Origin of the sequence: Halomonas sp. A3H3 (assembly GCF_000982975.1) — a bacterium.
Taxonomy (GTDB): Bacteria; Pseudomonadota; Gammaproteobacteria; order Pseudomonadales; family Halomonadaceae; genus Vreelandella; species Vreelandella titanicae.
This window is the reverse complement of the sequence record NZ_HG423343.1, coordinates 1,489,350-1,510,384: the sequence shown is the minus strand read 5'-3', so window position 1 is coordinate 1,510,384 and position 21,035 is coordinate 1,489,350. Positions and strand designations below refer to the sequence as shown.

Genomic DNA, 21,035 nt, shown 5'->3' with positions numbered 1-21,035 from the left:
TCATTGCTGACAATACGAGTAGGTTAAGAGCGTTTGGATTTCTTACGATTTATAACAAAAATCCGTTGGTAATCCTCGTCGCTCAAAGAATGGTACCACTCGCGCTGCCTAAGAAGGTGTTCAGCATGTTTTTTTGGATCAGAACGAATACGCTCCAAGCGTGCACTTTCGTACTCACGTTTTTTTTGAAGATACCGCTTTCTAAGCTCCGGATCTGCAAGCTGTTTCATGCGCCAAGTTTGAAGAACTAGGCGATGGCGTTCACGCAACCTTTCGGCAAGGACTGAATCAGATGCTTTTAATATCGATAATTCATCTAAATATTCTGCTCGTGAAAGCTTAAAGTGGTCAGTATCTTTGATACGGTTATAGCGCACTTTCTCTTTTCTATTTGATCTTGCCTTTCGACAGATATCTGAGCACGTTTTTGATGGCATTCTGCCTTTATTAGGAATCAGTGTGCCGCACTCTTCGCAGGGGGAGCCAAGGCACCATGGACAGGCTTTCGGCCCTCGGTAAGAAGGTTTAGTAATTGTGCGGGGATAATTACCTTCCGTTCCACATTTACAACGGCAAATTAGTTGTGAAGTGCAATTGTCATTAATGACTAATAGCTCGCCAAAGATTTGGCCTGTACGGTTAATCATGTCAACTCTTAACTTATCATTCGCTAGTGAAATGCAGACCATTAGTCTTTAGCCAATTAATTTTCGTATGGCACGGGCGAATCCCACATCAAAAACTATTCGTCCTTTATTGTTAAGTATTTCACCATGTGTACCTTCTATCATGCCGTGATAAGCTAGGTAATCCTTGCAAATTGATTTTTTAAGCGATTCTATTTCAATATCCGTAAGTTGCTCAAGAGGAGAAAAAACAGTAACAACATTTGGCGAATTAATATTTTCAGTTTTTTGAGGTCGATAGTCAATACTTATGCTTGAGTTGTTCTTTAAAGTGTTAAGTTGAGATTTTAACTGGTCTCTTTCTGAGATTATTGATTGTATTATTTGTCTTATGGCCGGGTCTTCAATCCTCTTGATGAAAGATAGGTTAGGCGTGCTGCTTTCGAGTATATGGCTCCCAGCGTATTCCTGCCAAGCATTAAGTAATATTTTGTAGTCAGCAGAAGCTGCATTATATAGGGCGCGTGATTTAATAATACCTTCGGCTTCCAATAATTTTCCAACTACAGAAACTGAAAAGTTTTTGTTACCGTTTTTAAAATGGCGGTGGCACGTTTCATGAATTCTAGAAAGATTCTGGATGCGCTTATTTCTTCCACCCTTAGCAGCTAGCGCATCATGGACTTCATTAGGGTGTATTGAATTTTGGTTAGTCATCTTTAATGTCATCTAAAAGATTGTTAGAAATATTGTAAGAAAATTTACTACAGATTTCTTCAGTAGGTAGTGCCATTTCTAAATCAACGTCAAAAAAATCTCTGATTTTTTGCTTGGACTCAATTAGAGTTATTAGTTCTTTTTTGGCTAGCTCTGGGTTTAGTGTGTCTGCTTGTATAGCAAGGCGCTGCATAAAAGCATTACCTGTAGTTAATTGATCCTCTTCACTAAGATTCATGAATAAAGGAGGGATGTTTTCTCGATAGAGAAGTTGATCCAAAATTTGGCTGCGACGGAGAATAGCTTTTCCAGGTTCTAGGTCTGGATAGATTTCAATATCACCACACACCCCCGAAAGCTGAAGTAATTCTGAATCAGTCTCTTCGAATGAGATTGAGATTTCTTCTTTTGGTGCTATAGATATAAATTTAATGTTCTTGTAGTTGTCTTCTTGTAAAGCTTTTTTGCAGCGCTCCACAAGTCTCCAGCAGGCTACAATATTTTCAGAAATATCGCTAAAGCGCTTTATAGTTTTTTCCCAAAGCCTCTCAACTTGACGGTATTTCTTTAGTTTTTCAAAGGGTAATCCATTTTCCTCAGCATCAAGTTTTTCTTTTTTTAACTCTGTAAGCTGTTGTTCATATCTTAAATGGTCATTGCGAGATTCATCAAGATGATATGATAAATTGTTAAAATGGGCTACAAGAGAAGGTAGGTAATGTGGTTCAGTCACAAACCATCTGCAGCGAATACAATTTCTAGCACCGCCAGCTACAGCTTCATATCGCGGAGGGCGAGAGGAGTCTCCTTTATAAATTTTATCACCGCCATTAAAACAACCCCCTAGCGATTTGTTTTCTTGATTCTCAACTGTGTTTCCTCCTGCTAAGCAAATACCATGGTGCATCATCATCCAACCTGCAGGATTTCGGTCCCCTGTGTTTTTTTGGACTGAAACTTGTAAAGTCTCAGGATCATTGCAGATAGCAGTTTCAATTAAATTGTGGTGCTCAGTGTTTTTTATGAAATTTACTATACTCTCTTCTTTTTTACTTTCTAAGTATTCGGCAGCATCAGAAAGTTTTTGATGTATATATGGCTGTCCAGGCTTAACATAATAGAGCGTCATGATTAAGCGACTATGCCCTACAAGTTTTTGTAGAATAGTTAGAGGTAACTGTCCATCTAAAGCCAACGCAGTAATAATTGATACGCGAAGGCTATGTAATGGAAAAAGTGTTGTATTCGATCCAGGCTTTCTAGTGCTTTTATTTGGCAGAAGAGTTATTTTGTCGCCATTGCTATGTGTTTCTTCTCTGGCCTCAAGTTTGTTTTCAAATTTCTCTAGCAATTTAAACCAACATGTATGCATTGCAGTTTCATGCATCGGTAGGTGTTTTTCACCAGGCTTCGCATCAGGGTTTCTAAAAAGAAAGCAAGCATTAGGATACTCTAAAAGCTGTTTCTCGCTTTTTTTGGACATGTGTCTATGATCTAGCTCTGACCAGTTTGTCCTTCTTTTAACGGGATTGTATTTTTCTTGCCAGTCGCGTAATTTTTCTAACCAGTAAAATATATCTTGATGTAAAGGAGTTTCATCTAACCATGGAAAGGTATAGCCTTTCTCTATGCCACTTTTTTGTATATCTGCTGTTTTATTAGTATTCACATAAAATACAGTTGATACTTTGCTGTCACCTAAGGGTGAGAAAGCTCTTCGAAATACACCTTGCTCTAGTGGACTAGATTCACTGCCTTCAGAAATTAAATTAAAATTTATCTTCCAGCTTTTGCGGGAGTAACGCCAGGTGTCTGCTTCTCCAGAATCTAACATTCGTACTTGATATGTTCTTAAAGGAAGAATTAGTTTTGTCAAGAGTCCTACCCAACGCACAGGACTCCAGATTTCATATCTAAGTTTATTATTTACTATTCTTTCACGCCAAACACAATCAGGATCTCTTTTATTAATTAACTCATGATGAACTTCAAACCAGTCCGTATTCTTTGGCCCTGGTATACCTTCTTTAGCACCCAGAGCACTTCTAGCCCATTTCCAATCAATAAAGTTACTACCTTCAACAATTATTTTTCTAAGCTCATCTACATAACCATAGGGCAGTGGGTTATAAATGCTTTCACTATATTTTGGTAAGATACTTCTGGATACTATCCTGATAGGATTGTGGAATGCTGGGCTTACAATAGGTTGGTCGTTATCATCAAAATCACTGTAATCTGTAAGCAATACATAGTTGATGAATTGATTTATAATGCTAGTATATTTAATGCCAGCAGCAGACTGTGGACAAGCAGTGGAATAAAAGTCAGGGAGAACGCTACCTCGTTCTAAAAACTTAGCTGGGGAAAATGGTAAATTTTCTCTGTATAAATAATCTCTAAAAAAATAGATGAATGCCTGTAACCTATCTTGTAAATTCACGTGTTCGTTAGCTAGCCATTTTACGGCATACTCGTGCCACTGTGATAACTCAGGATGATCGCGGATGACCCAAGAAAGTGTTAAGTCACTAGATTTTACTGTGTTTTTTTTCATTCTCAACTCTTAGTAATTGTAGTCAGTGAGTTTTCAATATTTTTTGCTGCAGAAGACAAAGCTTGTAAGGTTTCAGAGGTGGTAGCTCTTATATATATATCTTGGCTATTAATCGAAGAGTGGTGCATACACCTGCGTATTAAATCCTTGCTCAATCCGCCTGCACATAATCTGCGGCCATACGCATGTCTGTGTCCATGGGGAGTTGTTCCCAGCTGTTTGCCAGCTGGAATGCCAATACGATGGCAAGCAGCAGCGTGCGCCTTATTATACTGTGATAGAGTGTACGGAGCTCCTAAGGGGGCACGACTTAAGTTAATAAAAGCAAATGGATGGTTACGCTCAAAAAGGGCAACCTCTTCTAAATACTTATACCAAATATTTAAAAAATACTCACCATATTGAGGTGTGAACCAATGTGCTACTTTATAATATGACGCATCATGCATACCCCCCTTCCAGCCCGAGTGATTTTTACCAAGCGCTTCGCTTCGAGGTAAAAGACCAAAATTTTTACTTAAATACTCTTTGCGATTATAAGCCTTAATTAGATTGTTCGGAATATCATTTTTTGGCGGTTTTCCAAACATTGGATGATGAATAAGTACTTTTGCTTGAAGTGGATTAATTGGGTCTTTATGAACATCAGAAATATATAAATGAAAAGGTTCCGAGGCCCTAAATCCTGCCCCGTGTAGTAGCAACGTGATTAACATGTTTCTATAGTTCTGACGACCTCTAGTTTTAAAACCGTTAAATAAAAACTCTTCGAACCGATCCTCTGGAAATGCTGGAGGTTCTCCGTTTTCTATTTTAGGCGCTTGCCTACTTCTAACTTTTCTACCCACGTTAGAAGTTGGGTTTGCAGCCCAGTTGTGTCCTAGGAAAGCTTTGCTTCTCCTGTATAAATAAGCAATTTTGTCCAGCTGTTGGTCGTAGGGACTGCCGCTGTATCTTGGGTTAAAAACAGGTGTTTTGGGATGTTCATTATTTATCCAGTCGAAAAAGTTAGATAAATTCGCAATAATTAATTTTACATTTTTTGGTGATCTAGGGCTCCAGCACAACCAACTATCGTCTAGCCCTGTTTCATTATTAAATGTGCCAGTATGAAGCCGAAGTGAAAAGTTTCTGAAAACTATCTGTGAATCTGTTTCTTTAGGATTGGCTTGTATATATTCAAAAAAGAGTTTTACTGAAAAGATTGTTTTTTTCATCCACGAAATGCTTTTTTCTTGTATTTTATTGAAGCAATAGTGGAATAAAGGCCCAACTACTCCGCTGGGCGACATAAGTACGGGCATTTCAACGTATGAGCCTGAATTGTCAATAAATACTTTTGCTTTGGTAGTAACAAACATAAGCTCACCGATGAATTCAACGAAAATATGCACAGCTAAGCTGAAAGCTGGGGACTGTTGTGAAACATAAACTATGTATGTATGTGGGTATATCTTCTTTTTTTGTGGAGCGCAACAGTTTTTTTTCTTTAGTATGTATGAGCATTTACCCATGTATATATGCTTATTTAGCCTCGGAACGACCCTCGCATGGCAAAAGTATGTATTACAATAGGGGGTAATAACGCCCAGGCAGCTCAGAAAAATCCGGCATCAGGCCACCTCGCCAAGCTCAGGTGCGCTGCCGCCCAGGCAGATCAGAAAGATGCCGTTGAGGACGAGCTCGTGCCATACTTGTGCGCTGCCGCCCAGGCAGTATGGTTATAGATTTATTGAGTGTGCCCGTGGCACCGCTGCGCGGTGCTTTCGCGGGTGCGCTAACGCTTACGCCGCGCTACTCGAAATGTGCATGATCCGTAATGAGTGGCAATGTGGGTGTTACCGTTCAGATAGCTCGGAAAAGTGTGGGAGTTCGAGTCTCCCCATCCCATCCGCAGTTCGCTGCCGCCCAGGCAGTAATGAAGCTTGATGTAAGGTATGTGCCCTTATCAACGCTGCGCGGTGCTTTCGCGCCGGGCCACCGCTGCTGGTGCGCTGGGGCCTACGCCGCGCTACTCGGAATGTGCATGGCCCGTAATAAGTGGTCATGCGCGTATTGCCGAGCAGCTATTCAAATTCGCCCTAACAAGCCACCGCGTGGGTGGCTTTCGCTGAATTTCGATCAATGCTAGGGCTTTAATCTTCTTGCGGCGGTGTTTCTAGCGCGCGTTTGTCGTCGGGTACCCGGACGATGTGGCCGACTTCCAGCTTGTCGTGGCTTTGGTGGCGGCCGCCGTTGGTATCGATGATCGCGGCTACTTCGCCGATGCTGACGGCGTCATCTTCTCGGTAGGCTTCTACTTTGACGCGCACCATGGCGCCTTGGTAGCGGGCGGAAATAATATCGCCTGGGTCGGGTTGGCTGCTTTGATCCGGGTGTTTTTTAAAGTACTGCATAACACTGGCGTTGCCGGGTTCATCCCATTCGATATGCTGATGCATCGCTGTCTTCCTTGCCTTGTTGAGTGGCGTGATATGTGTTGTTTCAGTGTAGTGCCTTCAACGGGGTTATGTATCCTCTGGGCTGTTTTCTTGTCCCACGTATTGAAAGAGAAAGTTTAGCGCTGCCGGTAGGCTGGCGCGCCATACTTTCCATGTATGGCCACCGGGGTAGAGGTCGAGGCGCACATCGTTGGGCTGGATGCGTTCCATGGCTTGACGCAGTATGCGGGCGTGAAATTCAGCATCATAAACGTCGCTACGCCCGGCGCTGATATACAGCGGTACGGGGGAAAGGTCGCCCTCATCTTCGGTACCGCGAGGGGTTACGCGCAGGCGATACTCTTCCAAATAGTTGGTGTAGTTAAGGTTTTGCCACAGCTCGCGATCAAATCGGCCCTGGTCATTGATAAATGAGGGGTGGCGCCAGGCGGTGGAGTTACGCGGCGGCAGGGGGACGTAGCTGGCGGGACTTAACGCGGCTACCGCGGCAAACAGTTCAGGCCGTTCCAGGGCAAAGTTGAGTGCGCCGTAACCGCCAGCGGAATAGCCTGCCACGCCACGCAGGTGGCGCTCTTGTCCCACGCGATAGGTTGCTTCCACATGTGGCATTAGGTCGTTAAAAAATGCGCTGCGGGCGGGTTCGTTGTGGCCATCTACCCACCAACTGCGACTGCCGGGCATAATGAAAACGGCCGGAGGAATATGCCCGGCAGCGATTAACCTATCCGCCACCTGCTGCAAGTTGCCGCGAGAAACCCAGTCGCGGTCAGTGTTAAATGAGCCGTGCAGCATATAAACGACCGGATACGCGTCTGTCGCTTGGGCGTCATAATTGTCGGGTAAATAAATACTGTAGGGGTAGTCGTAACCTAGCGTGGGCGAGAAAAACTGATGGTGTTCAACCTCGCTGGCTAAGCTATGGCCACTGAACGTTAGCCAGCCAATAAATGCCGTAAGTAGGGCGTGAAATCGGTACGAGAATACTGGTGGCTTGGGGATGAACACGTTTCCTCCGGGAATTAAAACTGTTCAATGGGGTCGGACAGCGCGAAGGCTTTTATTGTTCATCATAGCCATATAAGACAGTCAGTTAGCATAGTCATTCATCATCGCCATGCAAAATGCCAGGGTAGGAGTAGGTCGAGGCGGGAGGCCCAATGCGCAAAATTGAAGAGATCTATTGGTTGCGTGCTTACGGCTGTATAGCCGTTTTTTTGTTTCACTTACTAGATCATGTCAATCAGCGCCTCGATAACGTTGCCACCGATTTGATGCGCATACCGCTGGTGTTGGGTACCCCGATTTTCCTGTTTATTGCGATCTTTGTGTTTGCCGTTCGCTACGATAAATCCGTGCCGGAAGGATTCCTTGCCCAGCGCGTGAAGTATGTAATGGTGCCCTATTTTGTGTATGGCTTTATTTATTCGACGGCTGAATGGCTAAGCCAACAGCCATCGGATGAGCCGGTGGGGTTCGTGGCCAACGCCATTGAGTATTATGTGTACGCGGGCTGGCATGGCTATTTTTTGATTATTGCGATGCAGTTTTATGTGGCCTATTGGCTGTTTACCCGTTGGCAGCTGTGGCGTTTGAACCCGGTGCCGTGGCTGTGGGGCGCTTGTGTGATCAGCATGGCGTATTGGGGGTTGGCTTACTGGTTTGAGGTTGACCTGCCCGGCTATCTGCTGTGGATTGCTCCACTGGGTTGGATCTATGTGTTTTTTCTTGCCCTGGTGCTGGTGCGCTACTACCCGCTACCCCCTGAGAGCGTGATGCTGGCGCGGCCTGCCTGGATGCAGCAAATGGCCCGCCCGGTCTGGTTGGTGCTAATGGTGGCGCTGATTATTGCCGCGACCTTTGCAGGTTGGCTGGCCTTCTCTTCCAAAGAGGTGTGGGTCATTCCTTTCTTCGTGCTGTTCACGCTGTGTGCCATGCGCTACTTGGCCGGGCGTCCTGCGCCTTTGTGGGTGCGCCACATTAATGCGTATTCGTTTGGCATTTACTTGGCTCACCCCATGTTCTTTGTGCTCGCTGATCTGGCTGTCGAGCCGTTGTCGTTGCCCATTGGCGTGTATGCACTGGCGCTTATGGCGGTTGGTGTGGTGGGGTCAGTGGGGCTTAATAAGCTCGCCAATACCACGACACTGGGCGCCATGCTGTTCGGCAAGCGACTAAAGGTAAGTTAGTCAGAGAGTGGCGGTGGATGGTATCTGTGGATGATATCGGTAGATAGCGGCAGAAAACGCATTATGGGCGTGGAGTGAAAGCCGTAACCGGGGCGTTAGCCAGAAAAGGGTTTTCTGGCTCTTTCGTTAGTCTAAGCAGGTTTCCGTTGTAGGTTTTTAAACGCGTAGGGCAGGCGTGTAAACGTTGCAGAAAATCGTCGATCGCGCTGTTATCGTCCAGCTCAGGGTCAAACCCACCCAAGCGTTCTAGCCAGGCTCGCCTCACGGCAATGTAGGGCGGCAAAAGTAAAGCACTGGCCAATAAGCGCCTCAGGATGCGTTCCGACAGCGATGGCCGGGTGAGGCCAATAATCAAGGCGTCAAGGGTGTAAGTGTTGAGCTGTGAATAGAGTGCACACCAAAGCTCCGCAGGCAGTGGTTTTTTCTGTAGCGCAATGATGAGCCACTCTGCTTGGCTGGTAAACGCGGCTTTATTCAAGCGAGCCCCCAGCGGCCTTGATGGTGTAATCAGCGAATGAGCATGGTAGCGCTGTTCAATAGCACTCAGGCGTGCTTGCGCTTGAGTGGCTGTCACCAAAATGGGCAGCAAGTGGTCGGCGACACCGGATTCACGTATGGATTTTAAGTGGCGTGGCAACATTTCACCCGTCACCATGGCATCAACGATAAAGCAGACCGATCCCATTTGCCGACTCCGATTGTGAGCAAATCTATCAAATTGTAATTTATTGTAGTATCTGGTTTATTTGCGTAGCAAGTAAAAAAATTTGCGAGCTAAAAAACAGCGCTAAGTATGACTTGTGCACTTTAATGGGGCGCGCGGCATTATTTTTGTTATATTTTGGTGCATAAGAGGTTTTTTAGACGGTTCAGAATAGCCTGTTGCGCCGTTATGCGTCATCAAGAGGCATTCGAAGCCATTTTTTAATGTTTATAAAACAGATAGTTGTTGTTTTTTTATGCCATATTGGTGCAGTGTTGGCATGTTCTCTGCATTGTATTTGCAAGCGGCTAGCGGGCCGTAGGCATAAGCCCTGCGGCGTGCTAAAACGATAGCCGGTCTGAAATGCTCGCTGAGCGATTTGTTAACCAATGTCAGGCAAACGTTGAGCGAACAAGAATGACAAACGTGCGGTTTAGCACGTATTTTGTCGAACAACACTTTTATCGGTAGCTTACTGTCGTTAGCTTTAAGCCACGCTCATACCGGAGGACACTATGTCAGCCAAGACTCTCGCGCTAATTGAAGAACACGATGTTAAATGGGTAGACCTGCGTTTCACCGACACTCGCGGTAAAGAACAGCACGTGACCGTGCCTGCGCGCGATGTAGACGAAGAATTCTTCGAGAATGGCCAAATGTTCGATGGCTCTTCTATTGAAGGTTGGAAGGGCATTAACGAATCCGACATGATTCTGCGCCCGGAAGATGGTACGGGCTACCTTGACCCCTTCACCGAAGATGCGACGCTGGTGCTGCGCTGTGACATCATCGAGCCGGCCACTATGCAGGGCTATGATCGTGACCCGCGCTCTATCGCTAAGCGCGCAGAAGCTTACCTGCAGTCTACTGGCCTGGGCGACACCGCGTTCTTCGGTCCTGAGCCTGAATTCTTTATTTTTGACGAAGTGCATTGGAAGTCTGATATCCAGGGCTCCATGTACAAAATCACCTCCGACGAAGGCGCTTGGGCAACCGACAGTGTCGTTGAAGGCGGCAACCTTGGCCACCGCCCGCGCGTTAAAGGCGGCTACTTCCCGGTTCCTCCGGTCGATAGCTTCCACGATATTCGTGGCGCAATGTGTAATACCCTGGAAGCGATTGGTCAGACCGTCGAGGTACACCACCACGAGGTTTCCAACGCAGGTCAGAACGAAATCGGCGTTAAGTTCAACACGCTGGTGAAGAAAGCTGACGAAGTTCAGGAAATGAAGTACGTGATCCACAACGTGGCCCACGCGTATGGCAAAACGGCCACCTTTATGCCGAAGCCGCTGGTCGGTGATAACGGTTCGGGTATGCACGTTCACCAGTCTTTCTGGAAAGATGGCAACAACCAGTTCGCCGGTGACGAGTACGCTGGTCTGTCTGAAATGGCGCTTTTCTACATCGGCGGCATCATCAAGCACGCCCGTGCCCTGAACGCCTTTACTAACGCTTCTACCAACTCATACAAGCGTCTGGTTCCTGGCTTTGAAGCGCCGGTCATGCTGGCCTACAGTGCCCGCAACCGTTCGGCTTCAATCCGTATTCCTTACACCGCCAGCCCGAAAGGCAAGCGTGTGGAAGCGCGCTTCCCTGATCCGACTGCCAACCCTTACCTGGCGTTCTCTGCCATGTTGATGGCGGGTATCGACGGTATCAAAAACAAGATCCACCCTGGCGATGCCATGGACAAAAACCTGTACGACCTGCCGCCAGAAGAAGGCAAGTCAGTACCGACTGTGGCGCACAGCCTGGATCAAGCACTGGAAGCCCTCGACGCTGACCGTGCGTTCTTGACCGAAGGTGGCGTGTTCACCGACGAAATGATCGATGCCTACATCGACCTCAAGATGGAAGAAGTGGAGCGTATTCGTATGACCACTCACCCCATCGAGTTTGATATGTACTACAGTTGTTAAGTACAGCTGTTAAGTACAGCTGCTAATCAGCGTTCCTCGCCTCTGGCTGTTACTATCAGCCAGGCGGTGGTAACAATGATTGCCAATAGAACCCCGCTACGGCGGGGTTTTTTTATTGCTGGGAGGCTGAGAAGCGTGCCAGAGGGGCGATGAGCAGTGTGCTGGTAGCTCTCTTGGGCGTGGGGGAGTGGGTGGCACGGCGTTCGGGCAGGCGGTGTATCGGGTGACCGATCAGCACGGCAACGTTACCTTTACCGATAACCCAAGCAGCCCTTTATGCCCTGCGACCACTTTTCCATCGCTCTGCCCCAGCAAGGCGCACAGGTGGAAGAGGGAATGACCGTGGTGGAGGTGGTTATTGCGCCACCGTTGCGCGACGACCATCAGGTACGGCTGTTGGTGAATGGCGAGATTAGCCAGAAAGCGCGCACAGCGATGTCTTCTGGTTAACGTGCCTGCCGCAAGGGGGCACGAGATCCAGGCAGAATGCTGGAGAGCAGCCAGCGTTTACAGCACCGCACGGCAGCGGTGACGATTACGGTTCCTTAAGAGCGCTTTAATAAACGCGATCAAAAAAACAGCCCTAAGTATTACCTACCAAAACCTGGGTGCACTAAAGTGGTGCATGAGCAGGAGCATTTGGCACGGCAAGTGCGCTAAAACGATTCGCGCTCTTTCGCTGCGATGCCCGCAAGCCGTGCAAATGGACATAAACGTATAGTTGGCGCGCTTTTTGCAGCTCCCTCATTGATCATCCACCTGTAGGTCTGTATCGGCGATGGAAGACGCGATTTTTCAGGACACCACCATGCATCAGCGTTTGCTTGAGCATCTCACCACAGCGGTATTGCTGCTAGACGGCGAACTGCGTGTGCGATGGATGAACCCTGCCGCTGAAGCGTTGTTAGCGGTCAGCCTTAGCCGTGTTCACGGCATCAGCCTGGATACGCTACTTGGCGGGGATGTAAGCATTGACGAAGTATTGGCCAAGGCGCGGGATGCGTTTCACCCCTATACCCAGCGTGAAGCACGCATTACCCCGTTGAATAGCGAACCGCTCACGGTGGACTACACGGTGACGCCCTTATCCGACGATGAGCTGTTACTGGAAGTAGAGCCGCGGGATCGGCTGATGCAGATCTCCCGAGAAGAGGCGCTAACCACACGCCAGGAGACCATCAAGGTGCTCGCCCGCGGGCTCGCCCATGAAGTCAAAAACCCGCTGGGTGGCATTCGCGGGGCAGCACAGCTACTAGAGCGTGATCTAGACGACCCGGCGCTGCGCGAATATACCCATATCATTGTTGAAGAGGTGGATCGGCTGCGCGACCTGGTCGACTCCATGCTCGGCCCTAACCGGATGCTTAAACACGAGCCAGTCAACATCCATAAGGTGCTGGAGCGAGTGCGGGCGCTGCTGATTGCCGAACACCCTAGTGTGACAATCAGCCGTGATTACGACCCCAGCTTGCCCGATCTTTCCGGCGATGAATCGCAAATGATTCAGGCGGTGCTCAATGTGGCGCGCAATGCGGTACAGGCCATGAGCGATGCACAAACGCCGGAGCCCACTTTAATACTACGCACCCGTGCCCGTCGCCAGTTTACGCTTGGCGCCGAACGTCACCGGCTGGTCAGTGAAGTCGCCGTGATCGATAACGGCCCCGGCATTCCCGATACGCTGCAGGAAACACTGTTTTATCCCATGGTGTCGGGACGCGCGGAAGGCAGCGGCCTTGGGCTCTCTATTGCCCAGTCGATTTTGCACCAACATCAAGGATTGATTGAATGCGATTCACGTCCTGGACACACCGAATTTCGTTTACTGATTCCCATGGTTATTAATTTCACCGGAGAAGCGTCATGACTGAGGCTGCACGTAATGATGTTGCGCGGGTGGTCATTGTCGATGATGACCGCGCTATCCGCTGGGTGCTGGAGCGCGCCTTGGCGCAACCCGACCTTGACGTTGAGTGTATCGAGCGCGCCGACGTTGCCCTGACACGTTTGTTGGAAAACCCACCCGACGTGCTGGTTACCGATATTCGTATGCCAGGTATCGACGGGCTGGATCTAATGTCCCGGGTACGCGAAGCGCATCCTGACCTGCCGGTGATCGTGATGACCGCGCACTCCGACCTGGACAGCGCCGTGGCCTCGTATCAGGGCGGGGCATTTGAATACCTGCCCAAGCCGTTCGATGTTGACGAGGCCCTGGCGCTGGTACGTCGCGCCGTGGCTCACGCCCGTGAACGCCAGCGTCCGGTGACCGTGCCGGAAGGCTTGAACGCCGAAATTATCGGTGAAGCGCCCGCCATGCAGGAGGTGTTCCGTGCCATTGGTCGCCTCTCGCACTCCCACATCACGGTGTTGATTAATGGGGAGTCGGGAACCGGCAAAGAGCGCGTTGCCCAGGCACTCCATCAGCATAGCCCTCGTGCGGGCAAGCCGTTTATTGCCCTCAATATGGCGGCGATTCCCCGTGATTTGATTGAGTCTGAGCTGTTTGGTCACGAGAAGGGGGCTTTTACCGGGGCGACCCAGCAGCGCCAGGGGCGGTTTGAGCAAGCCAACGGCGGTACGCTATTTTTAGACGAAATAGGCGATATGCCCGCTGAAACCCAAACGCGGCTACTGCGCGTGCTGGCCGATGGAGAGTTCTATCGCGTTGGCGGGCATACGCCGGTCAAAGTGGATGTGCGCATTATTGCTGCCACCCACCAAAACCTAGAAGTGTTGGTGGATGACGGCCGCTTCCGGGAGGATTTGTTCCACCGCCTGAACGTGATCCGTATTCACCTGCCCAAGCTTGCCGAGCGCCGCGAAGATATCCCTCGTTTAACGCGGCACTTTTTAGCTGAAGCGGCGAAAGAGCTGACGACCGATATCAAGGTGCTGACCAGCGAAGCGGAAGCCCACCTAACGCGTTTGCCGTGGCCCGGCAACGTGCGGCAGTTAGAAAATATCTGCCGTTGGCTCACCGTGATGGCATCAGGGCGTGAGATTCTGGTTGAAGATCTACCGCCGGAGCTGCGTTCACCCAGCGCTTCTGAAAGCAGCGCCCACGGCGATTGGCGCACGGCGTTTCGTGACTGGGCGGATCATGCCCTGGCCGAAGGCCATACCCATCTACTGGAAGAAGCGGTGCCCGATTTTGAGCGGATTCTGATTGAGACAGCGCTAAAACATACCGGCGGGCGCAAAGGGGAAGCCGCCGAGCTGCTGGGCTGGGGGCGCAATACGCTCACGCGTAAACTGAAAACACTGCTACCGGCACTCGCTGACGAGTAAACGTTAGGAGCCTGTCTGGCTTAACACTGATCTACTGCGAATCCCGGTATTTTGGCCAACTTTATTCGATCGATTTCGTTAAATAGCACGCTATTCGCCTCAATCGATCGATAAATTTGGCTCAAAATTCGTGCTTCTCGCGACGATCGGCCAAGCCAGACAGGCTCCTAGTCGCCAGCGAGTATATATACCGCATCGGCTAGGGTGGTGGGGTTGGGCAAAGTGCAGTCGCTACTGGTGAGTGGCTGCTCATCCTGCCACCACTACCCTGGGCTTGGGTAGGCTGCCGAAGTGACGCTGGGCAGCAACAGCGTTGTCTATGGCAGTTATTGTGTCGCTTCAATGCGCCTGATTTCGGCAAGTAACGCTTCTGCTTCTTCAGTAAGTGTGGCATTGGCACGCATATCGCCATTGCGTGAAGCCTCCATGGCGGCTTGTAGTTTGCGCTCATACTCTTGTTGAAGCTTCTTTTTGGGGTCACGCTTAAACATACCTAACATGAGCAATCTCCTCGCTATCAATGTCTCTTGTACACTATTTGTATAGGATTGAAGTGCTCGTGTCGAATGTTTGCTTTAACTAGCCTTGCTAATCGTAGTGATTAGGCGTGGCGCACTGGCATAAGTAGCGCTCAAAATCACATAAAATAGTCTCCAGGCTCGCGTGCAGGCGGTGATCGTCGTCAACCATCCGCAGCGATAGGCGCTGAAGACGAGCACGTTCGATCACCGGTTCAGGGGCAACCACATCATCCCGCCAGCCGTGAATAATATGGCTGTGCTGCGCCTGAATAACCGGTGACGTTTCCGGATAGTCGGCAAGTCCCAACGCAGGCGCCAGCAGAAAGCAGCCCAACACCGGCTGCTGAGCGCTAACTGCCGCGCTTAGCCAACCCCCCAAGCTTGAGCCTGCCAGCACACACTGGGCAGGATCATCTCCGCGCTCGGCTAATACTCTCAGCAGGTATTCAAGGCGTTGCTGTGGCTCTGCTATGCCTCGATAATCCATGACCACCGGCTCACAGTCATCCAGCTTTTGCGCAACACCTTTCATTGCCTGGGTTTTCAGTGCGCCTGGCCCGCTCTCAAGGCCATGGGATAGATAAACGGTCATCATAACGGTTAGCTCGCTGCACGCTGGATAGCTTCGCCACCCTGTTGAAGGTCTTCACCCGCACCGCGAATGGTATTACAGCCACTGACCAGCATCAGGGTCACCACCATCACGAAGCCGATAGTGCGTTTCATAAAAGCCTCCTTCGAAGGCATACCGTTAGTGAAAGGAGTAGAAAGCAAAAATACCCTCTGTCGTGACGATACGCTACGGTTTTCAATACGTTTAAACACAAGGAAGCATAGCAGTGTGCCTCGAAACCGTATGTTTATGTCGCATGTGCCACTTCTATACATGGAAAATAGAGGTGGAGAGTGCTTTGTCATTCACTTTTTATTTTTTTAAGTAGTTGTTTTTTAATGTTTATATTCGTTATTGGCATGGTTTGGCTCATTGCCTGCATTTACTAAGTAGAATCCAGCAAGAAACCAAGTAAATACTCGCAAATGAATAAAGTAAGTCATTTTTAAATTCAGTCACTTAACGCTAGTCGAGTTAACATTTTTCACCAGTAACTGAGTGAGTGGGCTAACAGCAAAATGGAAGGCAGGAAGCCGAAAAACGAACAGGATGTTTAAGGGACAATTAGCCCACTCACTGGTTGCAGCGTAAGGAGGCGCTGTTCATCAAACCAGGGAGCGGACCGATGCGAATCAACCATCTCATGCAAGTGAGGTGGTTTTTTCGCATGTGTGATTTAAATAATTATTTGATAGATAAGTACTTTCTATAAGGCTCTGGTTTTTGCACAGCTTTTGTACAGAAAAAAGTGTGATTTTGGTCTATCCTTCGATGAAACCAAAATGCAGCGGTTAGAAAACGTCAACGTAACGACCGCGCACGATCAGGGACAAGATTATGGCGATGGCATTGATGTTATGCATGTTTGTTTTGTTCTTAGGGTTTTCAGGCGTGGGCGTGTATATGATGTTTAAGACATCGTTTACGGCCAGTATTGATGAACGCGATGACATGCCGCCCGACGTTTAACTATCTGCCTTGAAAGTAAAACGCCCGCTTATGCGGGCGTTTTTGCGCTAGCTGTCCATCAAAGGGTTGTCCATTAAGGGGGCAGGACGCGCTTTACCCCATCCAATACAGGCTGGCCAAGGCAAAAGCGTAGCCCATCGCTGCCCCTGCCAGTACATCGCTGACATAGTGCAGCCCTAAGCCTACCCGTGAGACCGCTATTAGAAGCGTTAATGGCAATACCACCGGTAGTAGCCAGGGCGTGTGGGCGGCGACCAAGACGCTAAACATCACCGCGTGCATGGTGTGGCCGCTGGGAAAACTGTAACGGTCGCGGGCAGGTTCACAGCACTCGATGCCTTCACTATAGGTAATGAAGGGTCGCTCACGGCATAAGCGAGTTTTCACCAGTCGATAAACCGCCACGGCAAATAGAGCGATAACGCTGTACTGCAGTACGCGCCAGGCGCCATTGGGTTGAAGCCAGGGCTGGGCGAGAATCAGCAGCACCCAAATAGGCCAATCGCCTAAGCGGCTGGCGGCCTGGAGCGTGATTCGCCAGGGGCGGTAGATCGATAGCCGCGCAATGCGCTGGCAGAACTGCCACTCCAGCAGGTCAAGACGATCGAATACGACAAGCGGACGCGGGCGCATGATGAGCCTCCTGGGCTTGGTGTAAGTAACGCAAAAACTGCTCGGCAATACCTGTCCAACTCTGCTCAAGGGCGCGTAAACGCGCTACTCGGCCTAAACGAGCGTAGTCAGCTGGGTGTTGGCACAACTCAACTGCTGCCTGTTGAAAAGCGGTGCTATTGCCAGCGGGTACGGTGACACCGTTGTGGCCGCTGCTAATGAGCTCAGCGCTGGCTGCATGATCATAGGCCACCACGGCTAAGCCGCTGGCCATGGCTTCCGCCACCACATTGCCCCAGGTTTCTGAAAGCGAGGGGAAAATAAACAGGTCGGCGCTGGCATAGTGGCGAGCAAGCGATCCCTGCCCCACGAAGCCGGTGAAATGGGCATCGGGCAGCGCCTTTTCCAATTGTGCCCGTGCGGGGCCATCGCCGACGATCACTTGGGCGATATCGGGCCGCACCTCACGCATGGCTTGAAGGCTTTCATGGAGCAAGGTGAGATTTTTTTCTGCGGCTAGTCGGCCAACGTAAAGGGCCACCGGCTGATGCTCGCTAACTCCCCAGCGTTCACGTAATGAAGGGTCACGGTGGGCAGGTGAAAAGCGCTCGCCATCCAGCCCGCGTGACAGCACATGAACCCCCCGAATCCCTTGGCGCTGCAGTGCTTTAGCCTGCTGATGAGTAGGCACTAACGTCAGATCACAGCCGTTATGGAAGTAGCGCAGGTAGCGGCGTGTGGTCGAAGCCAGCCAATTGACGCCATAATCTTCACAGTAGTGGTCAAAGTTGGTGTGCCAGCCCGCTACCAGGGGGATATTGAGTTGCCGTGCCGCTTGGCGTGCCGCCCAGCCGAGAGGGCCTTGGGTCGCTACATAGATGATATCGGGGCGATGTTGGCGCCAAAAGCGGCGCAGTGTAACGGGCCTAACCAGCCCTACCTGCACATCGGTGTAGCCAGGTAGGGCAAGGCGCTGCACCTGTAGCTCGCGGTTAATACCGGTTGCATTACCCGCAGATCGTGGCCGAGGGCGGATCACATCCACCGGCACTCCTTGCCGGTTAAGTTCATAGCTTAACCGGCTCAGCGTATGGGCAACGCCATTGATGTCCGGTGACCATGTCTCACTAACGATGCAGAGCCGCATGAGCGATTCATCCCTTTATCACGTTTTCGTACAGTGTGGGTGGGGTGAATGACACTGCCGAGACAAACAGGTGAATAAGTGATGACACGCTTAAATAAATAGGCTAGTAGACAAAGTGCTACAGCCATCTGTTCTAATATCAGTTCAATGTTAAATTTGGATGGCAGTTTTATTTAATAGCGCATAAAAAAATAAGTTCCCAAAAAATAAAACTTTAAGATTAATGAAACATAACTCCTTTAAGGTTCCCTGTGTTGAGGCGTTATTCGTCCTTCATTGTGCCTTCGCAAGCGCAAGCATTAACTACTTCAATGGGAACGATCATGTTTAAAAAAACGACACTGGCCCTAGCCGTTAGCGGTTTATTGGCAGCCTCTGCAGCACAAGCAGCAACCGTTTATGACCAAGACGGTACCGATCTCGAAATCTATGGTCGCATCGCTATGGGTCTTGAAGGCGGTGGTGTTGACAACGGTGTTGATAACGGCGAAGAGTTCCGTAATTTCGGCTCGCGTTTACGGATTACCGCTGGCCACCAGATTTCCTCTGACCTGCGTGCATTCGCACGTGTAGAGTGGCGTTTTACGGGTGATGAGCGTAATACATCCTCTGGTTTCGATGAGGTACGTAACAGCTACCTAGGCCTGGAAAGCCAGCAGTTCGGTACCTTTATGGCCGGGAACTACAACAGTTTCTACGATAACTACGTGATGACGCCGTTCGATGTTTACGTTGAGCGCGGCTACGAGTTTGCGGGTGGTGGTACCCAGGCACGCGGCGACTCTATTGGCTATAAAACGCCTAAAATGAGTGGTTTTCAGGCGGTTATTTCTGCCAAGCACTTCTCTGAGCGTGGTTTGACTGAAGCCGAGCAGACTTCCGAAGGATCCGTTATCGCCACTCAGGGTGGTGTTGTCTACGAAACAGGCCCAGCTCGTTTAGCGCTTGGCTATGTGGAAGATACGGTACGTGGTGGCGGTAACGGTGAAGTGCGTTATGGCGCTACGGGCGAGTTTGCTGTTACAGATGCTTTCGCTGCTCGTGTAGGTTATGAAACCCGCGGTGATGACGATGTTAACGGTGGTGGTTTCGATAAAATCGGCGTTGGTGCTACGTACGCCATCGATTCCTGGAAGTTCTTCGCCGATTACTACAACATCGACGTAGACGGCGCTAGCGATGAGCGTAACGCTTGGGCGCTAGGGTCAATGTACAAGCTGTCTAGCAATTTCGATATGTTCCTTGAGCTGAACGATCGTAACCTGGATGCTGTTAATGACTTCGAAGAAGATATGTACTACGCATTAGGCGCTCGCTATCACTTCTAATTAATAGAGTGATGTTAGCGGTAGTGTTGCATTAGTTTTTTGCATTAGTTCTTTAGCTTTTAGTTAGCTCGCATGTTTCGATCTTTACCGGTGTGGATAACTCCACACCGGTTTTTAGCGTTTTTATAAGCTAATTTTTAAATGACGCGCTTTCTAATCTGGGAAGAGAGTTGCTCAAACCCAATGACCACAATCAGAATCACCAGGATAATGGTTAACGCGCGGTCATAGTTAAACAGACGCATGGCAGCGGCTAGTTCAACCCCGATGCCTCCAGCCCCCACCAAGCCAAGTGTTACCGCAGAGCGGAGCGCTTTTTCAACGCTGTAAAGGCTAGTGGCGGTCATGGAGGCCAGCGTTTCCGGCAAAATGGCACCACCAATGACTGACAGCCTGCCTGCACCGGTGGCGCTGAGTGCTTCGGAAGGGCCTGGGTGAACCTCTTCAATACGTTCTGAAAAGAAGCGAGCCGCAAAGCCTATGGTATCCATCACAATCGCGAGTACCCCCGCAATCGGCCCTAAGCCAACCGCTACCACAAAAATAAGCGCCCAAATAAGGTCTGGAATGGTACGCATGGTGGCAATCATCAAGCGTGTGATGGAGCGGATCCACGGGGCTGGCGAGGTGTTGCGAGCCGCCAGCAGCGCAAACGGCAGGCTTAAAATAACCCCGATGGTAACGCCAACAATGGCAATGTTAAGGGTTTCAAACATCGACCACGCCAATACATCGAGATCGGCCAGATCGGGAGGAAAGGCGCGCCCTATAAAGTGTACTAAATTGACGCCACCACGGAGCAGGCGTTCCAGGGTTAAGTTGGTGGCCATGACACCTTGAATAAACAGCGCTAAAAAAATTAACGCCACCCCCCAGGTAAAAGGGGAGGGCATGGCAAAGCGTGGTGGCAAAGGCGTGCTGGTTCGGTGGTGATTGGGCATGGTTGCCTCGCTATTATCAGGAAGTGGGGAGAGCGGCGTTATCAACAGTTGGGGGCGAAATTTGGTCTACCCGCACATCGCCCTGGTAGAGCTGCTGCATAGTGGCAAGAGCCACTTGCTGCCTCGGCGTATCGAGGACTATTTGGCCCGCTTTCATACCGATAATGCGGTCGCCGTACTGTTGGGCTAACTCCAGCTGGTGCAGCGTGCACAGCACGGTTAAACGCCGCTCCGACACTACGTCCAGCAGCAAGTCCATGATTTCTTTGCCGGCTTTTGGATCAAGGCTGGCTATAGGTTCATCGGCAATAATTATTTCGGCGTCCTGCATCAGCGTGCGGGCAATGGCCACCCGCTGTTGTTGACCACCGGAAAGTTGACGGCAGTCGGCATGGGCCTTGTGTGCTAAGGAAGCTCTGAAAAAGTCACTGCCATCAGTGATAATACGGCTATCGTCAACT

21 protein-coding genes are annotated in these 21,035 nt (G+C 49.7%); 7 read left to right on the top strand and 14 right to left on the bottom strand.

Annotated features, from left to right (window positions below; genetic code table 11):
- Positions 1 to 23 precede the first annotated feature (23 nt).
- From HALA3H3_RS26615 to HALA3H3_RS06580, 6 genes are all read right to left on the bottom strand, one after another.
- Positions 24 to 647, bottom strand: coding sequence for a hypothetical protein (locus tag HALA3H3_RS26615; protein WP_022520812.1), 624 nt, complete (start codon positions 645 to 647; stop codon positions 24 to 26).
- A 48-nt stretch (positions 648 to 695) separates the two neighbouring features.
- Complete coding sequence (gene gmtX, locus HALA3H3_RS06595) at positions 696 to 1,343, bottom strand: gamma-mobile-trio protein GmtX (protein ID WP_022520811.1); 648 nt, start codon at positions 1,341 to 1,343, stop codon at positions 696 to 698.
- Positions 1,336 to 3,900 carry a gamma-mobile-trio integrase GmtZ gene (gene gmtZ / locus HALA3H3_RS26030; RefSeq protein ID WP_022520810.1) on the bottom strand — a complete coding sequence of 855 codons (2,565 nt, stop codon included), beginning with the start codon at positions 3,898 to 3,900 and terminating at the stop codon, positions 1,336 to 1,338. Before gmtZ ends, gmtX begins: the two co-directional genes overlap by 8 nt.
- Before the next feature lie 2 nt (positions 3,901 to 3,902).
- Positions 3,903 to 5,261, bottom strand: coding sequence for a gamma-mobile-trio recombinase GmtY (gene gmtY, locus HALA3H3_RS26025; RefSeq protein ID WP_082116913.1), 1,359 nt, complete (start codon positions 5,259 to 5,261; stop codon positions 3,903 to 3,905).
- A 774-nt stretch (positions 5,262 to 6,035) separates the two neighbouring features.
- Positions 6,036 to 6,341: a hypothetical protein gene (locus HALA3H3_RS06585; protein ID WP_022520808.1), complete on the bottom strand. Its 306-nt coding sequence runs from the start codon at positions 6,339 to 6,341 to the stop codon at positions 6,036 to 6,038.
- Positions 6,342 to 6,407: 66 nt separating this feature from the next.
- On the bottom strand, positions 6,408 to 7,346 hold the full coding sequence (locus HALA3H3_RS06580) for an alpha/beta hydrolase (protein WP_022520807.1): 939 nt from the start codon (positions 7,344 to 7,346) through the stop codon (positions 6,408 to 6,410).
- A gap of 152 nt (positions 7,347 to 7,498) precedes the next feature.
- Here HALA3H3_RS06580 and HALA3H3_RS06575 point away from each other — a divergent pair, with 152 nt between their 5' ends.
- A complete protein-coding gene (locus HALA3H3_RS06575; protein ID WP_022520806.1) occupies positions 7,499 to 8,527 on the top strand; it encodes an acyltransferase family protein in 1,029 nt (342 codons plus the stop codon).
- Positions 8,528 to 8,588: 61 nt separating this feature from the next.
- Here the strand turns inward: HALA3H3_RS06575 and HALA3H3_RS06570 are convergent, their stop codons facing one another.
- Complete coding sequence (locus HALA3H3_RS06570) at positions 8,589 to 9,212, bottom strand: hypothetical protein (RefSeq protein WP_022520805.1); 624 nt, start codon at positions 9,210 to 9,212, stop codon at positions 8,589 to 8,591.
- A gap of 533 nt (positions 9,213 to 9,745) precedes the next feature.
- Between HALA3H3_RS06570 and glnA the strand changes: the two genes are divergently transcribed.
- The 5 genes from glnA to ntrC all read left to right on the top strand — a co-directional run bounded on the left by glnA (position 9,746) and on the right by ntrC (position 14,443).
- Complete coding sequence (gene glnA, locus HALA3H3_RS06565; RefSeq protein ID WP_022520804.1) at positions 9,746 to 11,152, top strand: glutamate--ammonia ligase; 1,407 nt, start codon at positions 9,746 to 9,748, stop codon at positions 11,150 to 11,152.
- A 187-nt stretch (positions 11,153 to 11,339) separates the two neighbouring features.
- Positions 11,340 to 11,492 carry a DUF4124 domain-containing protein gene (locus HALA3H3_RS27740; RefSeq protein ID WP_309599327.1) on the top strand — a complete coding sequence of 51 codons (153 nt, stop codon included), beginning with the start codon at positions 11,340 to 11,342 and terminating at the stop codon, positions 11,490 to 11,492.
- The gene (locus HALA3H3_RS27295; RefSeq protein WP_022520803.1) at positions 11,429 to 11,602 is read left to right on the top strand and encodes a hypothetical protein; all 174 of its coding nucleotides are present in this window, start codon (positions 11,429 to 11,431) and stop codon (positions 11,600 to 11,602) included. The genes HALA3H3_RS27740 and HALA3H3_RS27295 overlap by 64 nt, the downstream gene beginning before the upstream one ends.
- A gap of 358 nt (positions 11,603 to 11,960) precedes the next feature.
- Complete coding sequence (gene glnL / locus HALA3H3_RS06560; RefSeq protein ID WP_027958155.1) at positions 11,961 to 13,019, top strand: nitrogen regulation protein NR(II); 1,059 nt, start codon at positions 11,961 to 11,963, stop codon at positions 13,017 to 13,019.
- Positions 13,016 to 14,443, top strand: a complete 1,428-nt coding sequence (ntrC, locus tag HALA3H3_RS06555; RefSeq protein WP_022520802.1) for a nitrogen regulation protein NR(I) — start codon at positions 13,016 to 13,018, stop codon at positions 14,441 to 14,443. The genes glnL and ntrC overlap by 4 nt, the downstream gene beginning before the upstream one ends.
- 326 nt (positions 14,444 to 14,769) lie before the next feature.
- On the opposite strand, the gene HALA3H3_RS26610 is transcribed toward ntrC, so the two are convergent.
- From HALA3H3_RS26610 to HALA3H3_RS06535, 5 genes are all read right to left on the bottom strand, one after another.
- Entirely contained in the window at positions 14,770 to 14,943 is a 174-nt protein-coding gene (locus HALA3H3_RS26610) for a DUF6435 family protein (protein ID WP_007111925.1), read from the bottom strand.
- Between the two features lie 88 nt (positions 14,944 to 15,031).
- Positions 15,032 to 15,559 carry a YqiA/YcfP family alpha/beta fold hydrolase gene (locus HALA3H3_RS06550; RefSeq protein WP_022520801.1) on the bottom strand — a complete coding sequence of 176 codons (528 nt, stop codon included), beginning with the start codon at positions 15,557 to 15,559 and terminating at the stop codon, positions 15,032 to 15,034.
- 5 nt (positions 15,560 to 15,564) lie between these two features.
- Positions 15,565 to 15,690 carry an entericidin A/B family lipoprotein gene (locus tag HALA3H3_RS06545; RefSeq protein ID WP_053856917.1) on the bottom strand — a complete coding sequence of 42 codons (126 nt, stop codon included), beginning with the start codon at positions 15,688 to 15,690 and terminating at the stop codon, positions 15,565 to 15,567.
- A 949-nt stretch (positions 15,691 to 16,639) separates the two neighbouring features.
- On the bottom strand, positions 16,640 to 17,179 hold the full coding sequence (locus HALA3H3_RS06540) for a phosphatase PAP2 family protein (RefSeq protein ID WP_022520798.1): 540 nt from the start codon (positions 17,177 to 17,179) through the stop codon (positions 16,640 to 16,642).
- Entirely contained in the window at positions 17,142 to 18,305 is a 1,164-nt protein-coding gene (locus HALA3H3_RS06535) for a glycosyltransferase family 4 protein (protein WP_022520797.1), read from the bottom strand. Before HALA3H3_RS06535 ends, HALA3H3_RS06540 begins: the two co-directional genes overlap by 38 nt.
- A gap of 323 nt (positions 18,306 to 18,628) precedes the next feature.
- On the opposite strand from HALA3H3_RS06535, the gene HALA3H3_RS06530 reads away from it, so the two are divergent.
- Entirely contained in the window at positions 18,629 to 19,633 is a 1,005-nt protein-coding gene (locus tag HALA3H3_RS06530; protein ID WP_022520796.1) for a porin, read from the top strand.
- 137 nt (positions 19,634 to 19,770) lie between these two features.
- Here the strand turns inward: HALA3H3_RS06530 and phnE are convergent, their stop codons facing one another.
- Together phnE and HALA3H3_RS06520 are read right to left on the bottom strand one after the other, a co-directional pair.
- Positions 19,771 to 20,574 carry a phosphonate ABC transporter, permease protein PhnE gene (gene phnE, locus HALA3H3_RS06525; protein ID WP_053856916.1) on the bottom strand — a complete coding sequence of 268 codons (804 nt, stop codon included), beginning with the start codon at positions 20,572 to 20,574 and terminating at the stop codon, positions 19,771 to 19,773.
- Positions 20,575 to 20,590: 16 nt separating this feature from the next.
- On the bottom strand, positions 20,591 to 21,035 hold a 445-nt coding region (locus HALA3H3_RS06520; protein ID WP_144410448.1), incomplete at its 5' end, for an ATP-binding cassette domain-containing protein.

Excerpts from the sequence above, each read along its gene's own strand:
- HALA3H3_RS26615 (WP_022520812.1), bottom strand. The coding sequence starts at position 647 with ATGATTAACCGTACAGGCCAAATCTTTGGCGAGCTATTAGTCATTAAT.
- gmtX (WP_022520811.1), bottom strand. The coding sequence starts at position 1,343 with ATGACTAACCAAAATTCAATACACCCTAATGAAGTCCATGATGCGCTA.
- gmtZ (WP_022520810.1), bottom strand. The coding sequence starts at position 3,900 with ATGAAAAAAAACACAGTAAAATCTAGTGACTTAACACTTTCTTGGGTC.
- gmtY (WP_082116913.1), bottom strand. The coding sequence starts at position 5,261 with ATGTTTGTTACTACCAAAGCAAAAGTATTTATTGACAATTCAGGCTCA.
- HALA3H3_RS06585 (WP_022520808.1), bottom strand. The coding sequence starts at position 6,341 with ATGCATCAGCATATCGAATGGGATGAACCCGGCAACGCCAGTGTTATG.
- HALA3H3_RS06575 (WP_022520806.1), top strand. The coding sequence starts at position 7,499 with ATGCGCAAAATTGAAGAGATCTATTGGTTGCGTGCTTACGGCTGTATA.
- HALA3H3_RS06570 (WP_022520805.1), bottom strand. The coding sequence starts at position 9,212 with ATGGGATCGGTCTGCTTTATCGTTGATGCCATGGTGACGGGTGAAATG.
- glnA (WP_022520804.1), top strand. The coding sequence starts at position 9,746 with ATGTCAGCCAAGACTCTCGCGCTAATTGAAGAACACGATGTTAAATGG.
- HALA3H3_RS27295 (WP_022520803.1), top strand. The coding sequence starts at position 11,429 with ATGCCCTGCGACCACTTTTCCATCGCTCTGCCCCAGCAAGGCGCACAG.
- glnL (WP_027958155.1), top strand. The coding sequence starts at position 11,961 with ATGCATCAGCGTTTGCTTGAGCATCTCACCACAGCGGTATTGCTGCTA.
- ntrC (WP_022520802.1), top strand. The coding sequence starts at position 13,016 with ATGACTGAGGCTGCACGTAATGATGTTGCGCGGGTGGTCATTGTCGAT.
- HALA3H3_RS26610 (WP_007111925.1), bottom strand. The coding sequence starts at position 14,943 with ATGTTAGGTATGTTTAAGCGTGACCCCAAAAAGAAGCTTCAACAAGAG.
- HALA3H3_RS06550 (WP_022520801.1), bottom strand. The coding sequence starts at position 15,559 with ATGATGACCGTTTATCTATCCCATGGCCTTGAGAGCGGGCCAGGCGCA.
- HALA3H3_RS06545 (WP_053856917.1), bottom strand. The coding sequence starts at position 15,690 with ATGAAACGCACTATCGGCTTCGTGATGGTGGTGACCCTGATGCTGGTC.
- HALA3H3_RS06540 (WP_022520798.1), bottom strand. The coding sequence starts at position 17,179 with ATGCGCCCGCGTCCGCTTGTCGTATTCGATCGTCTTGACCTGCTGGAG.
- HALA3H3_RS06535 (WP_022520797.1), bottom strand. The coding sequence starts at position 18,305 with ATGCGGCTCTGCATCGTTAGTGAGACATGGTCACCGGACATCAATGGC.
- HALA3H3_RS06530 (WP_022520796.1), top strand. The coding sequence starts at position 18,629 with ATGTTTAAAAAAACGACACTGGCCCTAGCCGTTAGCGGTTTATTGGCA.
- phnE (WP_053856916.1), bottom strand. The coding sequence starts at position 20,574 with ATGCCCAATCACCACCGAACCAGCACGCCTTTGCCACCACGCTTTGCC.